General features: G+C 59.5%; 23 protein-coding genes, 3 tRNA genes and 1 pseudogene. 16 read left to right on the top strand and 11 right to left on the bottom strand.

What is annotated here, in order from left to right; genetic code table 11:
• Positions 1-190: 190 nt before the first annotated feature.
• Together PMI24_RS24865 and PMI24_RS24860 are read left to right on the top strand one after the other, a co-directional pair.
• Positions 191-379: a hypothetical protein gene (locus PMI24_RS24865; protein ID WP_007958936.1), complete on the top strand. Its 189-nt coding sequence runs from the start codon at positions 191-193 to the stop codon at positions 377-379.
• 140 nt (positions 380-519) lie between these two features.
• A complete protein-coding gene (locus PMI24_RS24860; RefSeq protein WP_007958935.1) occupies positions 520-816 on the top strand; it encodes a hypothetical protein in 297 nt (98 codons plus the stop codon).
• 2 nt (positions 817-818) lie between these two features.
• On the opposite strand, the gene PMI24_RS24855 is transcribed toward PMI24_RS24860, so the two are convergent.
• Complete coding sequence (locus PMI24_RS24855; protein ID WP_007958933.1) at positions 819-1,049, bottom strand: hypothetical protein; 231 nt, start codon at positions 1,047-1,049, stop codon at positions 819-821.
• Positions 1,050-1,122: 73 nt separating this feature from the next.
• Entirely contained in the window at positions 1,123-1,479 is a 357-nt protein-coding gene (locus PMI24_RS24850) for a hypothetical protein (RefSeq protein WP_007958931.1), read from the bottom strand.
• Positions 1,480-1,690: 211 nt separating this feature from the next.
• On the opposite strand from PMI24_RS24850, the gene PMI24_RS24845 reads away from it, so the two are divergent.
• From PMI24_RS24845 to ada, 5 genes and pseudogenes are all read left to right on the top strand, one after another.
• A complete protein-coding gene (locus PMI24_RS24845) occupies positions 1,691-1,993 on the top strand; it encodes a DUF1883 domain-containing protein (protein WP_007958929.1) in 303 nt (100 codons plus the stop codon).
• A 34-nt stretch (positions 1,994-2,027) separates the two neighbouring features.
• Complete coding sequence (locus PMI24_RS29395) at positions 2,028-2,198, top strand: hypothetical protein (protein WP_007958927.1); 171 nt, start codon at positions 2,028-2,030, stop codon at positions 2,196-2,198.
• 90 nt (positions 2,199-2,288) lie between these two features.
• Positions 2,289-3,000: pseudogene (locus tag PMI24_RS24840) on the top strand (2OG-Fe(II) oxygenase).
• Between the two features lie 5 nt (positions 3,001-3,005).
• Positions 3,006-3,668 carry a DNA oxidative demethylase AlkB gene (gene alkB, locus PMI24_RS24835; protein WP_045121885.1) on the top strand — a complete coding sequence of 221 codons (663 nt, stop codon included), beginning with the start codon at positions 3,006-3,008 and terminating at the stop codon, positions 3,666-3,668.
• Between the two features lie 88 nt (positions 3,669-3,756).
• Positions 3,757-4,824 carry a bifunctional DNA-binding transcriptional regulator/O6-methylguanine-DNA methyltransferase Ada gene (gene ada, locus PMI24_RS24830; protein ID WP_007958922.1) on the top strand — a complete coding sequence of 356 codons (1,068 nt, stop codon included), beginning with the start codon at positions 3,757-3,759 and terminating at the stop codon, positions 4,822-4,824.
• Here ada and PMI24_RS24825 read toward each other — a convergent pair.
• Both PMI24_RS24825 and acuI read right to left on the bottom strand, forming a co-directional pair.
• On the bottom strand, positions 4,821-5,279 hold the full coding sequence (locus tag PMI24_RS24825) for a GyrI-like domain-containing protein (RefSeq protein ID WP_007958920.1): 459 nt from the start codon (positions 5,277-5,279) through the stop codon (positions 4,821-4,823). The genes ada and PMI24_RS24825 overlap by 4 nt on opposite strands.
• A gap of 61 nt (positions 5,280-5,340) precedes the next feature.
• Positions 5,341-6,324, bottom strand: coding sequence for an acrylyl-CoA reductase (NADPH) (acuI, locus tag PMI24_RS24820; protein ID WP_007958918.1), 984 nt, complete (start codon positions 6,322-6,324; stop codon positions 5,341-5,343).
• 214 nt (positions 6,325-6,538) lie between these two features.
• Here acuI and PMI24_RS24815 point away from each other — a divergent pair, with 214 nt between their 5' ends.
• The 9 genes from PMI24_RS24815 (at position 6,539) to PMI24_RS24775 (ending at position 14,194) form a co-directional block, all read left to right on the top strand.
• Complete coding sequence (locus tag PMI24_RS24815; RefSeq protein WP_007958916.1) at positions 6,539-7,600, top strand: NAD(P)H-dependent flavin oxidoreductase; 1,062 nt, start codon at positions 6,539-6,541, stop codon at positions 7,598-7,600.
• A 173-nt stretch (positions 7,601-7,773) separates the two neighbouring features.
• Positions 7,774-8,529, top strand: coding sequence for a molybdate ABC transporter substrate-binding protein (modA, locus tag PMI24_RS24810; protein WP_007958915.1), 756 nt, complete (start codon positions 7,774-7,776; stop codon positions 8,527-8,529).
• Positions 8,530-9,210: a molybdate ABC transporter permease subunit gene (gene modB, locus PMI24_RS24805; protein WP_007958914.1), complete on the top strand. Its 681-nt coding sequence runs from the start codon at positions 8,530-8,532 to the stop codon at positions 9,208-9,210. It begins immediately after the preceding gene.
• A gap of 3 nt (positions 9,211-9,213) precedes the next feature.
• Positions 9,214-10,293, top strand: coding sequence for a molybdenum ABC transporter ATP-binding protein (gene modC, locus PMI24_RS24800; protein WP_007958913.1), 1,080 nt, complete (start codon positions 9,214-9,216; stop codon positions 10,291-10,293).
• Positions 10,294-10,366: 73 nt separating this feature from the next.
• Complete coding sequence (locus PMI24_RS24795) at positions 10,367-11,404, top strand: DNA topoisomerase IB (RefSeq protein ID WP_007958906.1); 1,038 nt, start codon at positions 10,367-10,369, stop codon at positions 11,402-11,404.
• A gap of 143 nt (positions 11,405-11,547) precedes the next feature.
• Positions 11,548-13,173 carry an ABC-F family ATP-binding cassette domain-containing protein gene (locus PMI24_RS24790; RefSeq protein ID WP_007958904.1) on the top strand — a complete coding sequence of 542 codons (1,626 nt, stop codon included), beginning with the start codon at positions 11,548-11,550 and terminating at the stop codon, positions 13,171-13,173.
• 71 nt (positions 13,174-13,244) lie between these two features.
• Positions 13,245-13,475, top strand: coding sequence for a hypothetical protein (locus PMI24_RS24785; RefSeq protein WP_007958903.1), 231 nt, complete (start codon positions 13,245-13,247; stop codon positions 13,473-13,475).
• Positions 13,476-13,595: 120 nt separating this feature from the next.
• Positions 13,596-13,826, top strand: coding sequence for a hypothetical protein (locus PMI24_RS24780; RefSeq protein WP_007958902.1), 231 nt, complete (start codon positions 13,596-13,598; stop codon positions 13,824-13,826).
• An 83-nt stretch (positions 13,827-13,909) separates the two neighbouring features.
• Positions 13,910-14,194, top strand: coding sequence for a hypothetical protein (locus PMI24_RS24775; RefSeq protein WP_007958901.1), 285 nt, complete (start codon positions 13,910-13,912; stop codon positions 14,192-14,194).
• An 85-nt stretch (positions 14,195-14,279) separates the two neighbouring features.
• On the opposite strand, the gene PMI24_RS24770 is transcribed toward PMI24_RS24775, so the two are convergent.
• The 7 genes from PMI24_RS24770 to PMI24_RS24740 form a co-directional block, all read right to left on the bottom strand.
• A complete protein-coding gene (locus PMI24_RS24770; RefSeq protein ID WP_045121884.1) occupies positions 14,280-14,573 on the bottom strand; it encodes a hypothetical protein in 294 nt (97 codons plus the stop codon).
• Positions 14,574-14,755: 182 nt separating this feature from the next.
• Positions 14,756-15,190 (bottom strand): hypothetical protein, encoded by a 435-nt coding sequence (locus PMI24_RS24765; protein WP_007958899.1) that lies wholly within the window; start codon positions 15,188-15,190, stop codon positions 14,756-14,758.
• Between the two features lie 301 nt (positions 15,191-15,491).
• Positions 15,492-15,578: transfer RNA gene (locus tag PMI24_RS24760), tRNA-Leu, on the bottom strand.
• 195 nt (positions 15,579-15,773) lie between these two features.
• Positions 15,774-15,847, bottom strand: a tRNA-Cys gene (locus tag PMI24_RS24755).
• Positions 15,848-15,894: 47 nt separating this feature from the next.
• Positions 15,895-15,970: transfer RNA gene (locus tag PMI24_RS24750), tRNA-Gly, on the bottom strand.
• Between the two features lie 60 nt (positions 15,971-16,030).
• A complete protein-coding gene (gene pgsA, locus PMI24_RS24745; RefSeq protein ID WP_007958898.1) occupies positions 16,031-16,591 on the bottom strand; it encodes a CDP-diacylglycerol--glycerol-3-phosphate 3-phosphatidyltransferase in 561 nt (186 codons plus the stop codon).
• A 32-nt stretch (positions 16,592-16,623) separates the two neighbouring features.
• The coding region (locus tag PMI24_RS24740; RefSeq protein ID WP_007958897.1) for a helix-hairpin-helix domain-containing protein at positions 16,624-17,286 on the bottom strand (663 nt) is incomplete at its 5' end.

Raw genomic sequence — 17,286 nt, 5'->3', positions numbered from 1 at the left:
GCACCTTACAATGCCCCGCACTGGCTAACCGATGTCAACATAGAGAAATAATCTGGCGGATAGTTCAATCCGCACACAGAGGCTGCGCAATCAGCGTAGCCCAAAGATCTCGGAACACCTCATCGACCTGCGCCCATTCGCCCATTTACCGCTATCATGGCGCCTTTGAACCAGCCAACGAGGCCGTTAGATGTCCGCAGCAAAAATCATCAATGGGTACACCGTCGCCAAGGGGAAAGATGGCCAGTGGCATATCACCGCCGCCAACGGCGAAGATGTGTCCGGTCCGTTGCCCACTGAAGCGATGGCAATTGAAGTAGCCGCGGTGCTTGATTACACGCCTCCTGCACCGAAACGTCGCGGCAAGGATCAAGACTGATCCGCAACGACGAATCCCGGCCCTGCCTTCGCGCAGGGCTTTTTTTGGACTGCGCACAAAGACGTGGCCAATCGCTATAACCTTTTCATGCCGGCGCTGTCATAGCGTCTAGCCCCCTCCTCCTCGAAGACGACATTGCCATGATCAACCGCCCCTTCATCAGCTTCCTGCCCCTGATTGCGCTCGCGGCCCTGGCCGGTTGCGCCACCTCGCAGACCACCTACCTGAACAACGGCGAACAAGGGTTGAGCATCGACTGCTCCGGCGAAGCCAACTCCTGGGCCAGCTGTTATGAAAAGGCTGACGCATCGTGCGCCGGAACCGGTTATCGCATCGTCGGGACCGACGGCACACCGGCGCCCAAGGAAGACGACAAGACGCTGGGCGTCGACGTCGGCAACTACAAAACCCGTAGCGTGGTGGTCGTATGTAAATAGCCTTACATGTGAATTTCGGCGAACTTGATCCCCAGCCCGCGTACAACCTCGATCAGGTCGTCGAGCCGGTTGAAGGACTCGACTTCGTCGTTATCGTCGACCAGAAAGTAACTGCGACCGGCGCTTTTCTTGAAAAACACGATCCACTCCCCCGAATTCGCCGGGTTCTGGATCACATGGGTCGCCGCAATGAGCCCTTCCTTGTGTCGCTCACGCACCTGCTCTCTCTTCATTCACCGCTCCCAGAAATGACAATGCCGCCACAGCAACGCTGTGACGGCATCAATGCTGACTGCTGATAGTCTATCAGCCGGAAATACAGGCCGTGGCGGCTTTGCGCACATCCCATGGACGCAGCGGCACATTGGACATCCGCTCGTGCAGCTTGATACTGCTGCCACCGGAGCGATCCTCGATGTCAAACACCGCGGCCGGACCCGATCCCAGCTTGCCCGGAACGATGACCCGGACTTCGTCCTTGCTCCGCTCCACCTGCAGGGCACCCCGGCTGCTGGACAGCTTTTCGGCCAGGCACTCAGCATATTCATGGGGTTTCTTGCCGGAAATGACGTTCATGGTCGGCAACGTTTCATTGATTTCCGAAACGCTTGCGCAACCACCCATAGCCAATGCCAACGGCAGAATCACCACACCCCACTTCATACAAAACCTCCGATAAAGACCCTCCGACAGCACGAATGCCGTTTTTCTCCGAGGCCTGCTGCATTTAACTCACATAGAATCGTGAATATCTGTTTTTAATTGTCAAAGCGGTGCCTGACAGCCGGATAATAACCTGTCCGGGCTGATAAACTGCGCCAATCGACAATGCTATCGTTTTGATTTTGTAGAAAAAGCCCTTCTGGAGGCGCCCATGAAATTCATTCACCAGCGCGAGCACCTCAACGAAGACGACATCGTCGTCATTCAATGCTCGCAAACCTGCAACATCCGCTTGATGAACGACGCCAACTTCCGCAGCTTCAAGAATGGCGGCCGTCACACCTATCACGGCGGTGCTTTCGACACATTCCCGGCCCGCATTACCGCGCCGAGCACCGGTTTCTGGAACATCACCATCGACACCGTCAACCGCCGCGCGATCAGCGTGACCCGCAAGCCGACCCTGACGCACTCGATCAAGATCATTCGCCGCTCCAGCTCCAAACTCAGCTGAGCAGTTCCGCCAACGCAGACAGGTAAGCATCAACGTGGCCCAAACGACCAAATACGTGATCAAGTACAAACTCAACGGTGAACGCCGCTTCGAGTTCGCCCAGCTGGAAAACGGCACGCCGGAAGAAGCCAAGGCCGCACTGGATGCCCTGCATGGCCAGAGCGATGATGTGATCAGCGACATCAGCGTCAGCAAGGCCCTGTAAGACCCGGGCGAAATTCGACCGCAAGCGGCGGAGTGTTGCGACCGGGTGGACGGCCCAGACTGATACCTGAATGTAAGCCAAGGAATCAGCATGTCACCCTCACCCGCCTCCCCGCTCGATGCGCTCGACTGGATTGCTCTGGAGCAGCAACTGGATCAGGACGGTTGTGCCGTCATCCGCACGCTGCTGCGCCCGGACACCTGTGATCGGTTGAGTGCGCTTTACCCACAAAGTGAACCGTTTCGATCCCAGGTCATCATGACCCGCCACGGTTTCGGGCGCGGGGAATACAAATACCTGCGCTATCCGCTTCCCCCCGTGGTGGAACGCCTGCGCAGCGCGCTTTACCCGCGACTCGTGCCTCTGGCCAATCGCTGGCATGAACGAATGGGCCTGCCAGCGCGCTTTCCAGAGCAACACAGCGAATTTCTCGAGCGCTGTCACGCCGCCGGTCAATTGCGACCTACCCCGCTCTTGCTGCAATACGGCCCGCAAGACTACAACTGTCTGCATCAGGACCTGTACGGCGAACATGTGTTTCCGTTGCAAGTGGCGATTCTTCTGTCAGAACCTGGCGAAGACTTCACCGGCGGTGAGTTCGTCATGACCGAACAACGTCCGAGAATGCAGTCCCGTCCGCTGGTGATGGACCTGAGAAAAGGCGACGCGCTGATCTTTGCCGTCAACCAGCGCCCGGTCAAAGGCGTGCGGCGACTATCGGGTGACCATGCGTCACGGTGTCAGCCGACTGCACAGCGGAAAACGGCATACTCTGGGCATCATCTTCCACGACGCGACCTGACGATCATGCAAACCACCTTCGATCTGTTCGCCGACACAGAATCCGAGCAGCCCCGGCGCGCCGAACAGATCGGCGAGCAATCCTGGGTGCTACGCGGCTTTGCCCTGCCGCAAATCGAGCAGTTGTTGCCGGCCCTGGAATCGATCATCGCCTGCGCCCCGCTGCGCCACATGATGACACCCGGAGGTTTCAGCATGTCGGTGGCCACCAGCAGTTGCGGTGCACTGGGCTGGATCACCGATCGGAGCGGCTATCGCTATTCATCTGAAGATCCCGTGAGCCATCGCCCTTGGCCGGCCATGCCCGAGGTGTTTCGCGAGTTGGCGCAGACGGCAGCGAAACGCGCCGGATTTGCCGACTTCGTACCGGATTCCTGCCTGATCAATCGTTATGTCCCGGGCGCAAAGATGTCGTTGCATCAGGACAAAGACGAAAATGCCTACGAAGCGCCGATCGTTTCGCTGTCATTGGGCTTGCCGGCAACGTTCCTGTTCGGCGGTTTCGCGCGCGGCGACAGGAGCCAGAAGATTTCGCTGCTGCACGGCGACATGGTGGTCTGGGGCGGTGTCGACCGGCTGCGCTATCACGGCATCCTGCCGATCAAGCCTGGTCGGCACCCGCGCCTTGGCGAACAGCGCTTCAACCTGACGTTTCGCACCGCTGGATAATCCTGCAAAGTTTGACCGCAAGGGTCGGAGTGTTCCGGCCGGTGGCACTGGTTAACCTGAAATTCAACAGGTCAACGGACTCTCCATCATGAAAACGCTTTCCACCTCGCTGAACACTGAAGACGATCCACGTTGGGCCGCTGTCGTGGCACGTGACCCTCGGGCGGACGGCCAATTTGTCTATGCCGTGAAAACCACCGGCATCTATTGCCGCCCCAGCAGCCTGGCGCGCTTGCCGAAACCGCAGAACGTCGAGTTTTTCGACACTGCCGAGGACGCCGAGGCAGCGGGCTATCGCCCCAGCAAACGGGCGAGCAAGGATCAGACCGAAGTCGCTGCACAGCACGCCGCCACCGTTGCCGCAGCCTGCCGACAGATCGAGGCGTCGGAAAACCTGCCGGCGCTCAACGATCTCGCCGAGACCGCCGGCCTGAGCGCCTTTCATTTTCATCGCGTGTTTAAAGCTGCGACGGGCCTGACGCCTAAAGGCTACGCCGCCGCGCATCGTTCGCGCCGGGTTCGTCAGCGTCTGGCAGACGGCGGCTCGGTGACCGAGGCGTTGTATGACGCCGGCTTCAATTCCAACAGCCGTTTCTACGAGGCGGCCGATCAGGTGCTGGGCATGAAACCCGGCGACTTCCGGGCCGCCGGCCAGAACAACGACATCCGCTTCGCCGTCGGCCAGTGCTCGCTCGGCGCCATTCTGGTGGCACAGAGCGAACGCGGAATCTGCGCGATTCTGCTGGGAGACGATCCGCATCAATTGGTGTGCGACCTGCAGGACCAGTTCCGCCGGGCCAACCTGATCGGCGCCGATGCCGAGTTCGAGCAACTGATCGCGCGCGTCGTCGGCTTCATCGAAGCGCCTGCCATCGGGCTGGATTTGCCGCTGGATGTGCGTGGCACGGCGTTTCAGGAACGGGTGTGGCAGGCGCTGCGCGAAATACCGGTCGGCAGCACCGCCAGCTATGCGGACATCGCCTTGCGTATCGGCTCGCCAAAAGCCGTGCGCGCAGTGGCCCAGGCTTGCGGCGCCAACAGCCTCGCGGTAGCCATTCCGTGCCACCGCGTGGTGCGCAGCGACGGCAATCTCAGCGGCTACCGCTGGGGCGTGGAGCGCAAGCGTGAGCTGTTGCTGCGCGAAACGCCGGCTTAACGCAGGCCGATGTAAATCGCCACCGATTCGGGGCCGGTATAGGCCTCGAAATCGGTGGCGAATCGACGCTCGATCTGCGGATTGGCTTCAAAGTGCTGCCAGATTCGGCCCCAGGTCTCGATGACCGCTCCCGGCAACGGGCCGCGCCCTTCGAACATCAGATAATTGCCGCTTTCGATCCGGATCGTCTCGAAGTCTGCTGACGGTTCGGTCACCGCCACCCCGGCGGTGACATCGAATGCTCCGGTGGCATCGGACTCGTAAGCCGAGTACACGCCATACACGGACGACTCGGTCAGTTTGCCGGGAATCACCCTGGCCAGCCCCTTGGCAAAAAACTGTCCCCACATCGGACCGATCTGCGCGGTTTCAGGGTTGTGTTCGGCTGCGTTGGTGGTGCGTACGCGCAGCCCGGAAACCGTGAATGAATCGACGTATTGCTGTTGTAAGTCCATCGAAAACGCCACTCCATTAGCTCGAAGTGCGGCCCGGACGGGCCGCGGTGGCGCTAATGTGTCAGCGATTGACGTCGACCACAACCCGCCCGCGCAACTGACCGGCGAGCAACTTCGGGGCCGCTTCGAGGGCTTCGCCGAGGCCGATTTCGTGGCTGATCAGCGGCAACAGGCTGAAATCCAGATCCTTCACCAGACGATCCCAGGCCTCGATGCGCCGGGCCTTGGGCTGAGTCACGCTGTTGATCCCTGCCAGCGTCACGCCACGCAAAATAAACGGCGCCACGGATGCCGGAAAATCCATGCCCTGAGCCAGACCGCACGCGGCCACCGTGCCTTCGGCCCGGGTGCTGGCGCAGGCATTGGCCAGCGTATGGCTGCCGACCGAATCGATGACGCCCGCCCAGCGCTCTTTGGCCAGCGGTTTCCCGGGTTCCGACAGAGTGGCGCGATCAATGATTTCGCTGGCACCCAGTTGTTTCAGGTACTCGTGTTCCGACACCCGACCGGTCGAAGCGACCACGCGGTAGCCCAGCTTGCTCAGCAATGCGATGGCAAAACTGCCGACGCCGCCGTTGGCACCGGTCACCAGCACTTCGCCCTGTTGCGGGGTCACGCCGTTGCGTTCCAGCGCCATGACGCACAGCATCGCCGTATAACCGGCCGTGCCGATGGCCATGGCTTGCGCGGCGGTGAATGCCTTGGGCAGCGGAATCAGCCAGTCACCGTTCAATCGCGCTTTTTGCGCCAGACCGCCCCAGTGGTTTTCACCAACGCCCCAGCCGTTGAGCAGAACCGCATCGCCGACCTTGTAGTCCGGGTGCGAACTGACTTCAACGGTGCCCGCCAGATCGATCCCCGGCACCATCGGAAACTTGCGCACCACCGGGCTGCTGCCGATGATCGCCAGGCCGTCCTTGAAATTCAGCGTGCTATACGCGACGCGTACCGTCACATCGCCTTCCGGCAGCTGCTCGTCGTTGATCTCGTGCAGGTTGGCGCGATAACCGCTGTCGTCTTTGTCGATCAAAATGCCTTTGAACATGACTGCCTCTCACGGGTGGAATTCAGGATGTCGAGGGACTGGAATAGCACACTGCAACATTTTGCCCCACTCGACCTTTAGCCAATCGGGCCCGAACGCCGAGCAGGCGCCGGCTGTTCAAGCTACAAATCTGTGCTGGTCATGGGGGTGGCTTTGCGTTAAAAAACCGGCTGCTACCGTCCCTGCCCTGTTTTGTCGTCGGAGAAGCAATTCCATGAGCCAATGGCCTGATACCCGCATTCTTGACCTTTTCGGCATCGAACTGCCGATCATCCAGGGCCCCATGGCCGGTGCCACCAACTCATCCATGGTTATCGCAGCGTGCAACGCCGGTGGCCTCGGTTCGATGCCGGCGGCGATGCTGACCATCGAGCAACTGCGCGAAGAGCTGAAAACCATTCGCCAGGGCACGAACAAGCCGTTCAACGTCAACTTCTTCTGCCATCAGCCTCCGGCCGCCGATGAGCAAAAGGCCCGTGACTGGAAAAATCTGCTGGAACCCTACTATCGAGAACTGGGTGTCGATTTCGATGCGCCGACGCCGGTGTCCAACCGCGCGCCCTTCGATGCGGCCGCCTGCGAAGTGCTGGAAAAATTTCGCCCTGAAGTAGTGAGCTTCCACTTCGGCCTGCCGGAAAAATCCTTGCTGGATCGGGTCAAGGCCACCGGCGCGAAAATCATCTCGTCGGCGACCACCGTCGACGAAGCGATCTGGCTGGAGCAGAACGGCTGCGACGCGATCATCGCCATGGGTTACGAGGCCGGCGGCCATCGCGGGATGTTCCTCAGCGCTGACCTGAGCAGTCAGGTCGGTACGTTTGCCCTGGTGCCGCAAGTGGTCGACGCGGTGAGTGTGCCGGTGATCGCTGCCGGTGCGATTGCCGATGCGCGCGGCGTGGCGGCAGCGTTCCTGCTCGGCGCTTCGGCGGTTCAGGTCGGGACGGCGTATCTGTTTACTCCTGAAGCGAAAGTCAGTGCGTCGCACCACAAGGCCTTGCGCACTGCCAAGGAAAGCGAAACGGCGGTGACCAATCTGTTTACCGGGCGCCCGGCGCGGGGGATTCTCAATCGGGTGATGCGGGAGCTGGGCCCGATGTCGGACAAGGCCCCTGCCTTTCCACTGGCCGGCGGTGCCTTGATGCCGCTGCGTGCGAAGGGTGAAGCGGAGTTCAGCAACCTCTGGGCCGGCCAGGCGTTCACGCTCGGCAAAGACCTCGGCACCGCTGAACTGACCCGGCAACTGGCGGAAGGCGCACTGGCAAAACTGACGCGATGATGACCCCGAACGGGTGAGGAGCGTGGCGCCCTCGCCCGGTTTAAAAGCAGTGCTTCCCGTTTGGCGGCATTTCGCTATATATTTCGCTATATAGCGTTTCACCCCCTCGCATCGGCGCAGTCTTCCTTCCAATAACAACTGCCCACTGCACTTGCCACCCACGGAGCCGTTACATGATCAATCGTGCCTCACGTTTTGCCCCTGCCCTGCTCGCGATATTCGCCATCGGCGCCGCTCAGGCCGACGAAGTGCAAGTCGCTGTCGCGGCCAACTTCACCGCGCCAATCCAGGCGATTGCCGCCGATTTCGAAAAAGACACCGGGCACAAACTGGTCGCGGCGTACGGCGCTACCGGCCAGTTCTACACCCAGATCAAAAACGGCGCGCCGTTCGAAGTGTTCCTCTCGGCTGACGACACCACCCCGGAAAAACTCGAAAAAGAAGGCGATACCGTCAAGGGTTCGCGCTTCACCTACGCCATCGGCACCCTGGCGCTGTGGTCGGCCAAGGAAGGTTACGTCGATGCCAAAGGCGACGTCCTGAAGAAAAACGAGTACCAGCATCTGTCCATCGCCAACCCGAAAGCCGCCCCTTATGGTCTGGCCGCCACTCAGGTGCTGGAAAAGCTGAAACTGACTGAGGCCACCAAAGCCAAGATCGTCGAAGGCCAGAATATCACCCAGGCCTATCAGTTCGTGTCCACCGGCAATGCCGAGCTGGGCTTCGTCGCCCTGTCGCAGATCTACAAGGACGGCAAGGTCAGCAGCGGTTCGGCGTGGATCGTTCCGGCGAGCATGCACGACCCGATCAAGCAAGACGCAGTGATCCTCAACAAGGGCAAGGACAACGCCGCTGCCAAGGCGCTGGTTGATTACCTCAAAGGCCCGAAAGCCGCTGCGGTTATCAAGTCCTACGGTTATCAGCTGTAAATGTCGCTGACCAGTGCCGATTTCGCGGCGATCTGGCTGACCCTGAAACTGGCGTCCCTGACCACCGCAATCCTGCTGGTCGTCGGCACTCCGATTGCCCTGTGGCTGTCGCGCAGCCGTTCCTGGCTGCGCGGCCCCATCGGCGCGATTGTTGCCCTGCCGTTGGTGCTGCCACCGACGGTCATTGGCTTCTATCTGTTGCTGGCGCTCGGCCCCAATGGCTTCATTGGCCATTTCACCCAATGGCTGGGGCTTGGCACCTTGACCTTCAGCTTCACCGGCCTGGTGATCGGCTCGGTGCTCTATTCCATGCCGTTCGTGGTGCAGCCGTTGCAAAACGCCTTCTCCGCGATCGGCACTCGTCCTCTGGAAGTGGCCGCGACCCTGCGCGCCAATCCCTGGGACACTTTTTTCAGCGTGATTCTGCCCCTGGCCCGCCCCGGTTTCATCACTGCAGCAATCCTCGGCTTCGCCCACACCGTCGGCGAATTCGGTGTGGTACTGATGATCGGCGGGAATATTCCCGACAAGACCCGGGTGGTTTCTGTACAAATCTACGACCACGTCGAAGCCATGGAGTACGCGCAGGCGCACTGGCTGGCCGGGGCGATGCTGGTGTTTTCGTTTCTGGTGTTGCTGGCGCTGTATTCCAGCCGCAAGACCCGCGCGGGCTGGAGCTGATCGATGATTGATGCACGTCTGAAACTGGCCTGGTCGGGCTTCAGCCTCGATGTTGACCTGCAGATGCCCGGTCGCGGTGTGACGGCGCTGTTCGGGCAGTCCGGCTCGGGCAAGACCACGTGCCTGCGCTGCATCGCGGGACTCGAACGCGCGCCGCAGGCGTTTATCCGCATCAATGACGAGGTCTGGCAGGACAGCGAAAAAGGCATTTTCGTGCCGCCGCACAAACGCGCGCTCGGCTATGTGTTTCAGGAAGCCAGCCTGTTTCCGCACCTTTCGGTGCTGGCCAATCTGCAATTCGGCCTCAAGCGTATTCCCAACGCGCAGCGCCGGGTCGACATGACCCAAGCCACCGAACTGCTGGGCATCGGCCACTTGCTCGATCGTCACCCGCAGCACTTGTCCGGCGGCGAGCGTCAGCGTGTCGGCATCGCCCGCGCGCTGTTGACCAGCCCCAGACTGCTGCTGATGGACGAGCCTTTGGCGGCCCTCGACAGTCAGCGCAAAAGCGAAATCCTGCCCTACCTGCAACGCCTGCACGACGAACTGGAAATTCCGGTGCTGTATGTCAGTCACGCGCAGGACGAAGTGGCCAGGCTCGCCGATCATCTGGTGCTGCTCAGCGACGGCAAAGCGCTGGCCAGCGGTCCGATTGGCGAAACCCTGGCACGGCTCGACCTGCCTCTGGCCATGGACAACGACGCCGGCGTGATCATCGAAGGCCAGGTCAGCGGCTACGATGCCGACTATCAATTGCTCACCCTGCAACTGCCGAACTCGTCACTGAACATTCGCGTGACTCACGCGCCGATGACAACGGGCCAGAGACTGCGTTGCAAGGTGCACGCACGCGACATCAGCCTGACTCTGCAAAACAGCGAGTTCAGCAGCATCCTCAATCGCCTGCCGGTCACGGTCGTCAGCGAACAGCCGGCCGATAACGCCGCGCACGTGCTCATTCGCCTCGATGCCGGCGGGACACCGTTGCTGGCGCGCATCACTCGCTATTCACGGGATCAGCTTGGCGTGCATCCGGGCCAGTCGTTGTGGGCCCAGATCAAGGCTGTTGCGGTACTGGCGTAAATCTGCGGGCACGACCGTCATGACGCGCGGTCAATGGCTTTAACAGCCTGATTTGCCGCGAAGGAAGTCCGCCATGCCCGATACTGCGCTCACCGAGGTGTTGCCTTCGGATCTGCATTACGTCGATGACACGCAGCCCGGTATCACCCGCAAAAAACTGCGCGGAAAATTCGCCTACTTCGACCCCGCAGGCCAGCGCATCACCGATCCCGACGAGATCAAACGCATCAACGCACTGGCCGTTCCACCGGCCTACATCGACGTGTGGATCTGCGCCGACCCGCGCGGCCATCTGCAAGCCACCGGCCGCGATGCCCGTGGGCGCAAGCAATATCGCTATCACGCGCGCTGGCGCGAGGTGCGCGACGCGGACAAGTATTCGCGTCTTCGTGAATTTGGTCTGGCGCTGCCCAAGCTGCGTAAACAGCTGGAAGCGCTGCTGGCATCGCCGGGCTTCAGCCGCGACAAGGTCATGGCGACGGTCATCACGCTGCTCGACGCCACCCTGATCCGCGTCGGTAACACGCAATACGCGCGGGACAACCGCTCCTACGGCCTGACCACCCTGCGCAGCCGGCATGTCGAGGTCAACGGCAGCGCGATCCTGTTCCAGTTTCGCGGCAAGAGCGGCATCGAACATCAGATCACGGTGAAGGACCGGCGCCTGGCGCGGATCATCAAGCGCTGTCTGGAAATTCCGGGGCAGAACCTGTTTCAGTATCTGGATGAAAACGGCGAGCGGCACACGGTCAGTTCCTCCGACGTCAACACCTACCTGCAAACCCTGACCGGCGCCGACTTCACCGCCAAGGATTACCGGACCTGGGCCGGTAGCGCCCTCGCCTTGGCGGTTCTGCGGGAGCTGCAATGGGAGTCCGAGACCGAGGCCAAGCGGCATGTGGTCGAAATGGTGAAGGGCGTCGCGCGGCAACTGGGCAACACGCCGGCGGTCTGTCGCAAGTGCTACATCCACCCGGCGGTGGTCGAGCATTTCATGCTCGGCGCCTTGGCCGAGTTGCCAAAACCGCGCATCCGCAAAGGCCTGCGCAAGGAAGAAGTCGCGCTGGCGCTGTTCCTTGAGCGAATGGTCGAGCAGGCAGGTACACCTTGAAGCCTTCGGCCGTCTCGACTAGGCTACGCCCTCCTACCTCCCCGGGATGACCGCAGAAGTGAACAACTAAGCCTTCAAAAATGTAATCGCGACACGCCGTTCATGGCACTTGTCACTGTTCACGACATTTTTTGGAGGTGCCGATGACTCACGTCTCGCGTACGCCTGCTCTCGTCTCCCTGAATCAACTGGGTTTTCAGTTCGCCAATGGCGAGACGATTTTCACTGCACTCAATCTGAAATTCGATCACACCCCGACCGCCATTGTCGGGCGCAATGGCGTGGGCAAAAGCGTACTGGTGCGCCTGATCGCCGGAGAATGGCAACCTACCAGCGGCAGCGTGACGCGTGCCGTAGCGTCAACCTATGTGGCGCAGAGCTTTATCGCGGCACCTGGCGAGACGGTCGCCGAGTCCACCGGCAGCGCCGCGATTCTTCAGGCGCTGGAGCGAATGAACCGGGGCTGCGGATCAGTCGAGGATTTCGACCTCATTGGCGAACAATGGGATCTGGCGGACCGTTTGCGGCGCTTGCTTGATGACGCCGGCCTGGCCGAAGTTGCCTTCACCGATCACACCGGAAACCTCAGTGGCGGCCAGCAAGCGCGCATCGCCCTGATTGGTGCGTTTTTGAGTCAGGCTCCGTTGCTGGTTCTCGATGAGCCGACCAACCATCTGGATGCATCAGGACGGCAATGGCTGATGAAGTCGCTGGAGCGCTGGCACACCGGTTTGATCGTTGTCAGCCATGATCGACAACTACTCGACCGGATGCAGCGGATCGTCGAGTTGAGCGCATCGGGGGCTATCGAATTCGGTGGCAATTACTCGGCATTCCGCGAGCATCAGCGAATCCATCAAGCCGCGGCGCAAGCACGTCTCGACCACGTCAGAAGCGAACGCCAGCGCGAGCGGATTCGATTACGGCGCGAGCACGACACGATACAGCGCCACGCTGCCAACTCTCGGCGCAACGCCGAAACCGCCAACATTGCCAGTTTCGAATACGTGGCGATCAAGGGCGCCGCCCGGGAGATCATGGGGCATGTCCGTCAGGGTCATCAGGCCCGCAAGACAGAGCTCGATGCCCAGGTGCGCGAGGCTTACGCCAAGGTGCAACCCGAGGACAGCGTGCTGATCAACCTGCCCGGGAGCGCGGTGCCGAACAACCGCCAGATTTGCACGCTGATCGACGCTCGGCTGCCCTGGCTGTCAAACGGCGCACTGAGCCTTACGATCCACGGCCCGATGCGCATCGCTGTCAGCGGTCCCAACGGCTGTGGCAAATCAACCCTGTTGAAAGTGCTCGCCGGGGAACTGACACCCGTCGATGGAACCGCCACGACTCACGTGCCCTTCGCATTCCTGGATCAGCAACTGGCGCAACTGGACGATCAGCGTTCCATCACCGAACAGCTGATGATGCAAGGGGCGGCGCTGACCGAGGGCACCCTGCGCAGCTATCTCGCGCACTTGCAGCTGGATGCGAGCCGCGCCACGGCTCCCTGCGCTTCGTTGAGCGGTGGCGAGCGCCTGAAAGCCGCACTGGCGCTGGCCTTGTGGCGAACGAATCCTGCGCAGCTGTTGCTGCTGGATGAGCCGACCAATCATCTGGATCTGCCATCGGTAGAAGCGTTCGAGCGGTCATTACAGACATTTCCGGGCGCAATCGTCGCCGTTTCCCACGATCAGGACTTCCTTGAGGCGTTGAATCCGACTCACCACTTGCGCTGGCACCCATCAGGCTGGCAACTGCACCCGACGAACTGACTTGGCTATTTTTTGCACGATTGCTCAGGGCTTCTATAGTTGATCTGGTACGAATCAGCCGCGGTGACGCCATGGAAGACATATTCGTCGTGAAGCGCTGCAACAAGATCGTCATCCACGGCCGGCGCGCCGGAGAGACTCTCCATGAGCCCGCCGAAGCCCTGGGCTGGTATCGCATCTGCGACACGCGAACCGGCGGCTTCATCGGCGACGGCTACGATCGGGAAGAAGACGCCCGCAAGGAATGTCATCGGCTCAACGCCGCCAGCTCGCGAGTGACCGCCCCTGAGTCGTCGGGCTGATAGCTGTCATTTACGGGTCTATACTCAAACCAGCTGAAGGAGCAGCGCCCCAACGGCAGAAAGCTCGCCCTTCGCGGGCTTTTTGCTGCCACCGAGCGGATTAATGAACGGAGGTGTTCCATGTCCGAAAGAGAGTCCATCACCACTCTCCTCACCTTGCTCGATGCCCGCGAAGCACGTCTGGCCGCGGCCTGCAAAGAGATCGCCGACTGGGTCGACCATCAAGGCGGGCACCCCACCGCCCTGCGCATCCGCGACCGGCTGAACGATATCGAAAAGGATACCCCGCTGATTCGCAGCACCCTGTCATCGCTCAAACCGATCGACCGGCCACTGCCACGCTTCAGGTAAGCCATCGATTCACGGTGCGCGAAAAAAGAACGTCCTTGGTCGTGAGAGGTCAATACCTTTACACGTCACCAAGGAGACGTCTTATGGTCATTCATTTCAAAGTCGACGGGCACCTGGCCTGCGGGCACAAGGGCAACAACCTCTCCTCCAGCAGCGAACTCAATCGTGTGAAGTGCCGCAGCTGCCGCAATACCGACGCATACAAGGATGCGCGCAAAGACCAGCGCAATGCGGCGCGGCGCGCGGCTCGCCATTCAAAGGATGCGCACACGGCGTCCGACTGGCGTTCCGAGTGGATCGAGCGGTTGACCGCGATGGCCGGACTTCAGCGTTTGCCTAGAGGGTTTACCGGGCAAGCCTTCGTCTGAACAAAAAAAGGGCCGATTGAATCGGCCCTTTTTGCTGTTCGCTGAATGCCCTTACGACACAAGCCCCGACATGGAATAACCCGGATTACTTGGTTTCCTTCACTTGGCAAACGCCATTGGCTTTGTTCTTGCCGGTATATGAAACATCAGGTGAGCCGTCGGGCATGATCGTCAGCGAGATGGTCACGCCACTGCCTTTGGCTTCGAAGGCGTTATCGTTGAATTTCTTCAGTTTTCCTTCTTTGCCATTGATGTAGATCGGGCCGCCCTTGTCAGCGTGGACCTCGATATTTCCAGGGCATGTTGCGTTCAGCAGTGGGATGCCAGCTTGAGCAAGGCCTGAAGACATCAGCAAAACGCTCAATAGCAGTCGCTTCATCATCATTGTCCTGTGTTCGGTTGAGCCCGAAAGAAACACTAGCTCACTTCGCCCGCAATGACCGAAAAGTACACCTGGGATAGGAAAGGGAAAAAGGTGGTGGCTTTTCAAAACAGCGCTCAGACAAGAATCATGCGCATAAAAAGCCCGGCTCGGTGGCCGGGTTTTGGATGTTTTCAAACTCAGTATCGTTCTAACTGCCTTGTCTCGGTCTTGTTACACCGGATGCACGAAAGCGTTTTATGCGTATCGTTACGGGAGACCTCAGTCATGTAGTGGTCCTCCTTCTTCACCTGAGTGAAGCCGCATCTGATGCATTTTTCCTTCACCTTGCAAAAATCATCTGTGCCCATCTCGACGAAATCTTCATGCTTCACCTTTGAATCTTCGTGGTCGCAATGTACACAGTTGCGAATCATCGTACAGGTATGATGGTTTTTGTAAGTGAACTCACCAAACTCATGCTTGTGTTTGGTCAAATGCTCAAAACAGTCAGGGCATGTTTTTTCCAGCAAACACGCCGGGCCACTAACAGCCTTGACATAGTCTCCGGCGTGAATGCCGACTCCGCATTTAGCTTTGAGAGCCAGCTCCTTGACCTTGTCGAAAAATCCCATTTTTTCCTCCGGCGTATTGTTCTTAACACCACTATGTCGTCTGCAAAGCTGAAATCTTTAATACAAAACCCGACGCCAGGCCGAGTTAAAGAAAGCCGTGCGTGTTTCGCGATACTTGTGCGCCATGGAAAACAAGGTGCAGCTCGGGCACACCACCGCAGTGTTGACGGAGAATGACACCCGGAAAAGGATCGGCAAGAAAGTCACCCCGACCAAGTGAGTTGCGGAGCAGGCTCCGAAATTGCGGAGCGCAAATGATAAAGGCCTGCATGAGTAAACTCACGCAAGCCCTTGATATTCATGGTGCCCGAAGCCGGAATCGAACCGGCACGCCCTTACGAGCGGGGGATTTTAAGTCCCATGCGTCTACCAGTTTCGCCATTCGGGCGGTAGCGCGGTGTTGCTTGGCTCTGATGGCGATTCACAGTCCTGACAGGAACTGCACATCGGCGGCAGAGGGGGAAATATATACATCACTTCCCGGTGAAGCAAGTTTGCAGTTGCCGTTTCAAAGACAAAATCTTTCAGTGCAACGCAAATAAAAAAGCTCCGTAAATCATGGATCTACGGAGCTTGTTTATAGTGGAGGCCGAGGTCGGAATCGAACCGGCGTAGGCGGATTTGCAATCCGCTGCATAACCATTTTGCTACTCGGCCTCAAAACATTTGCTGTCAGTAGCGCAACAACAAACGTCGTACAAACTTGGAGCGGGAAACGAGACTCGAACTCGCGACCCCGACCTTGGCAAGGTCGTGCTCTACCAACTGAGCTATTCCCGCTTGGTGTGGCGCATTCTATAGATTCCAGATGCCCCGTCAACCCTTTGATTCAAAAAAGTTTTATTTCTTTTCAACATCGGTCTTCAGATGTGGCCAGGCAGCGCGAAGGTATTGAACCATCGACCACAGGGTCAGGCCTGCCGACACCATCAGCAACGCGTAACCGATGACAACCCAGAAACTGAAAACCTTGGGATTGGCCAGGAGAATCACCAGTGCAAGCATCTGCGCAGCAGTTTTCCACTTGCCCAGATTCGACACGGCCACATGGGCCCGGGCACCAAGTTCGGCCATCCACTCACGCAATGCCGAGACAACGATCTCGCGACCGATGATGACAGCGGCCGGCAGTGTGAGCCAAAGGTTGCCATGCTCTTGCACCAGCAACACCAGGGCAACAGCGACCATCAGTTTGTCAGCGACAGGATCCAGGAACGCACCAAACGGCGTGCTTTGCTCCAGTCGTCGCGCGAGATAGCCGTCCAGCCAGTCCGTTGCCGCCGCAAAGGCGAATACCGAACTTGAGGCCAGATAGCTCCATTGGTAAGGCAGATAGAACAACAGAATGAAGATCGGGATGAGCAGGACGCGGAGAACGGTAATCAGATTAGGGATATTCATCGGCACAACTGGCTACGAGGTGAATGGGCATTCTACTCACTATGCAGGTTTGCATAAATCGACTCTGCTAGCTTTTTGCTGATCCCCGGTGCTTTGGCGATCTCTTCGATGCTTGCACGAGACAGCTCCTGCAATCCACCAAAATGTTTCAACAAGTCCCGACGCCGGGTCGGCCCGACGCCCGCAACGCCTTCCAGCGTCGACGTGCGGCGGGTCTTGCCGCGCCGTGCACGGTGGCCGGTAATCGCAAAGCGGTGGGCTTCGTCACGAATCTGCTGGATCAGATGCAGCGCCGGCGAATCACCCCGCAAGGTAAACTCGTTTGCCGCATCATTCAGATACAAAGTCTCGAATCCCGCCTTGCGCGTGGCCCCCTTGGCGACCCCCAGCAAGATCAGATCCGGAACAGCCAGTTCGTTGAGCACATCACGCGCCATCGACAGCTGCCCTTTGCCGCCGTCCACCAACAGGATGTCGGGCAACTTGCCCTCGCCTTCCTTCAGCTTGCTGAAGCGCCGGGTCAGGGCCTGGTGCATGGCGGCGTAATCGTCGCCAGCGGTCACGCCTTCAATGTTGTAACGACGATAATCCGACTTGATCGCCCCTTCCGGGCCGAACACCACGCAGGAAGCCACCGTGGCTTCACCGCTGGAGTGGCTGATGTCATAGCACTCCAGCCGTTGCGGCGGGTCATC

It is taken from the genome of Pseudomonas sp. GM25 (assembly GCF_000282255.1).
GTDB lineage: Bacteria > Pseudomonadota > Gammaproteobacteria > Pseudomonadales > Pseudomonadaceae > Aquipseudomonas > Aquipseudomonas aphyarum.
Note: the sequence above shows the minus strand (reverse complement) of the source record. Positions and strands in the feature narration are given on the sequence as shown.

What these genes read in the sequence shown, in the direction of transcription:
- modB (WP_007958914.1), top strand. Translation starts at nt 8,530, where the DNA reads ATGTCGCTGACCAGTGCCGATTTCGCGGCGATCTGGCTGACCCTGAAA.
- PMI24_RS24850 (WP_007958931.1), bottom strand. Translation starts at nt 1,479, where the DNA reads ATGAAGTGGGGTGTGGTGATTCTGCCGTTGGCATTGGCTATGGGTGGT.
- modA (WP_007958915.1), top strand. Translation starts at nt 7,774, where the DNA reads ATGATCAATCGTGCCTCACGTTTTGCCCCTGCCCTGCTCGCGATATTC.
- PMI24_RS24815 (WP_007958916.1), top strand. Translation starts at nt 6,539, where the DNA reads ATGAGCCAATGGCCTGATACCCGCATTCTTGACCTTTTCGGCATCGAA.
- PMI24_RS24770 (WP_045121884.1), bottom strand. Translation starts at nt 14,573, where the DNA reads ATGAAGCGACTGCTATTGAGCGTTTTGCTGATGTCTTCAGGCCTTGCT.
- PMI24_RS24780 (WP_007958902.1), top strand. Translation starts at nt 13,596, where the DNA reads ATGTCCGAAAGAGAGTCCATCACCACTCTCCTCACCTTGCTCGATGCC.
- PMI24_RS24825 (WP_007958920.1), bottom strand. Translation starts at nt 5,279, where the DNA reads ATGGACTTACAACAGCAATACGTCGATTCATTCACGGTTTCCGGGCTG.
- ada (WP_007958922.1), top strand. Translation starts at nt 3,757, where the DNA reads ATGAAAACGCTTTCCACCTCGCTGAACACTGAAGACGATCCACGTTGG.
- PMI24_RS24860 (WP_007958935.1), top strand. Translation starts at nt 520, where the DNA reads ATGATCAACCGCCCCTTCATCAGCTTCCTGCCCCTGATTGCGCTCGCG.
- acuI (WP_007958918.1), bottom strand. Translation starts at nt 6,324, where the DNA reads ATGTTCAAAGGCATTTTGATCGACAAAGACGACAGCGGTTATCGCGCC.
- PMI24_RS24765 (WP_007958899.1), bottom strand. Translation starts at nt 15,190, where the DNA reads ATGGGATTTTTCGACAAGGTCAAGGAGCTGGCTCTCAAAGCTAAATGC.
- PMI24_RS24845 (WP_007958929.1), top strand. Translation starts at nt 1,691, where the DNA reads ATGAAATTCATTCACCAGCGCGAGCACCTCAACGAAGACGACATCGTC.
- alkB (WP_045121885.1), top strand. Translation starts at nt 3,006, where the DNA reads ATGCAAACCACCTTCGATCTGTTCGCCGACACAGAATCCGAGCAGCCC.
- PMI24_RS24855 (WP_007958933.1), bottom strand. Translation starts at nt 1,049, where the DNA reads ATGAAGAGAGAGCAGGTGCGTGAGCGACACAAGGAAGGGCTCATTGCG.
- PMI24_RS24790 (WP_007958904.1), top strand. Translation starts at nt 11,548, where the DNA reads ATGACTCACGTCTCGCGTACGCCTGCTCTCGTCTCCCTGAATCAACTG.
- PMI24_RS24775 (WP_007958901.1), top strand. Translation starts at nt 13,910, where the DNA reads ATGGTCATTCATTTCAAAGTCGACGGGCACCTGGCCTGCGGGCACAAG.
- PMI24_RS24865 (WP_007958936.1), top strand. Translation starts at nt 191, where the DNA reads ATGTCCGCAGCAAAAATCATCAATGGGTACACCGTCGCCAAGGGGAAA.
- PMI24_RS24785 (WP_007958903.1), top strand. Translation starts at nt 13,245, where the DNA reads ATGGAAGACATATTCGTCGTGAAGCGCTGCAACAAGATCGTCATCCAC.
- pgsA (WP_007958898.1), bottom strand. Translation starts at nt 16,591, where the DNA reads ATGAATATCCCTAATCTGATTACCGTTCTCCGCGTCCTGCTCATCCCG.
- PMI24_RS24795 (WP_007958906.1), top strand. Translation starts at nt 10,367, where the DNA reads ATGCCCGATACTGCGCTCACCGAGGTGTTGCCTTCGGATCTGCATTAC.
- modC (WP_007958913.1), top strand. Translation starts at nt 9,214, where the DNA reads ATGATTGATGCACGTCTGAAACTGGCCTGGTCGGGCTTCAGCCTCGAT.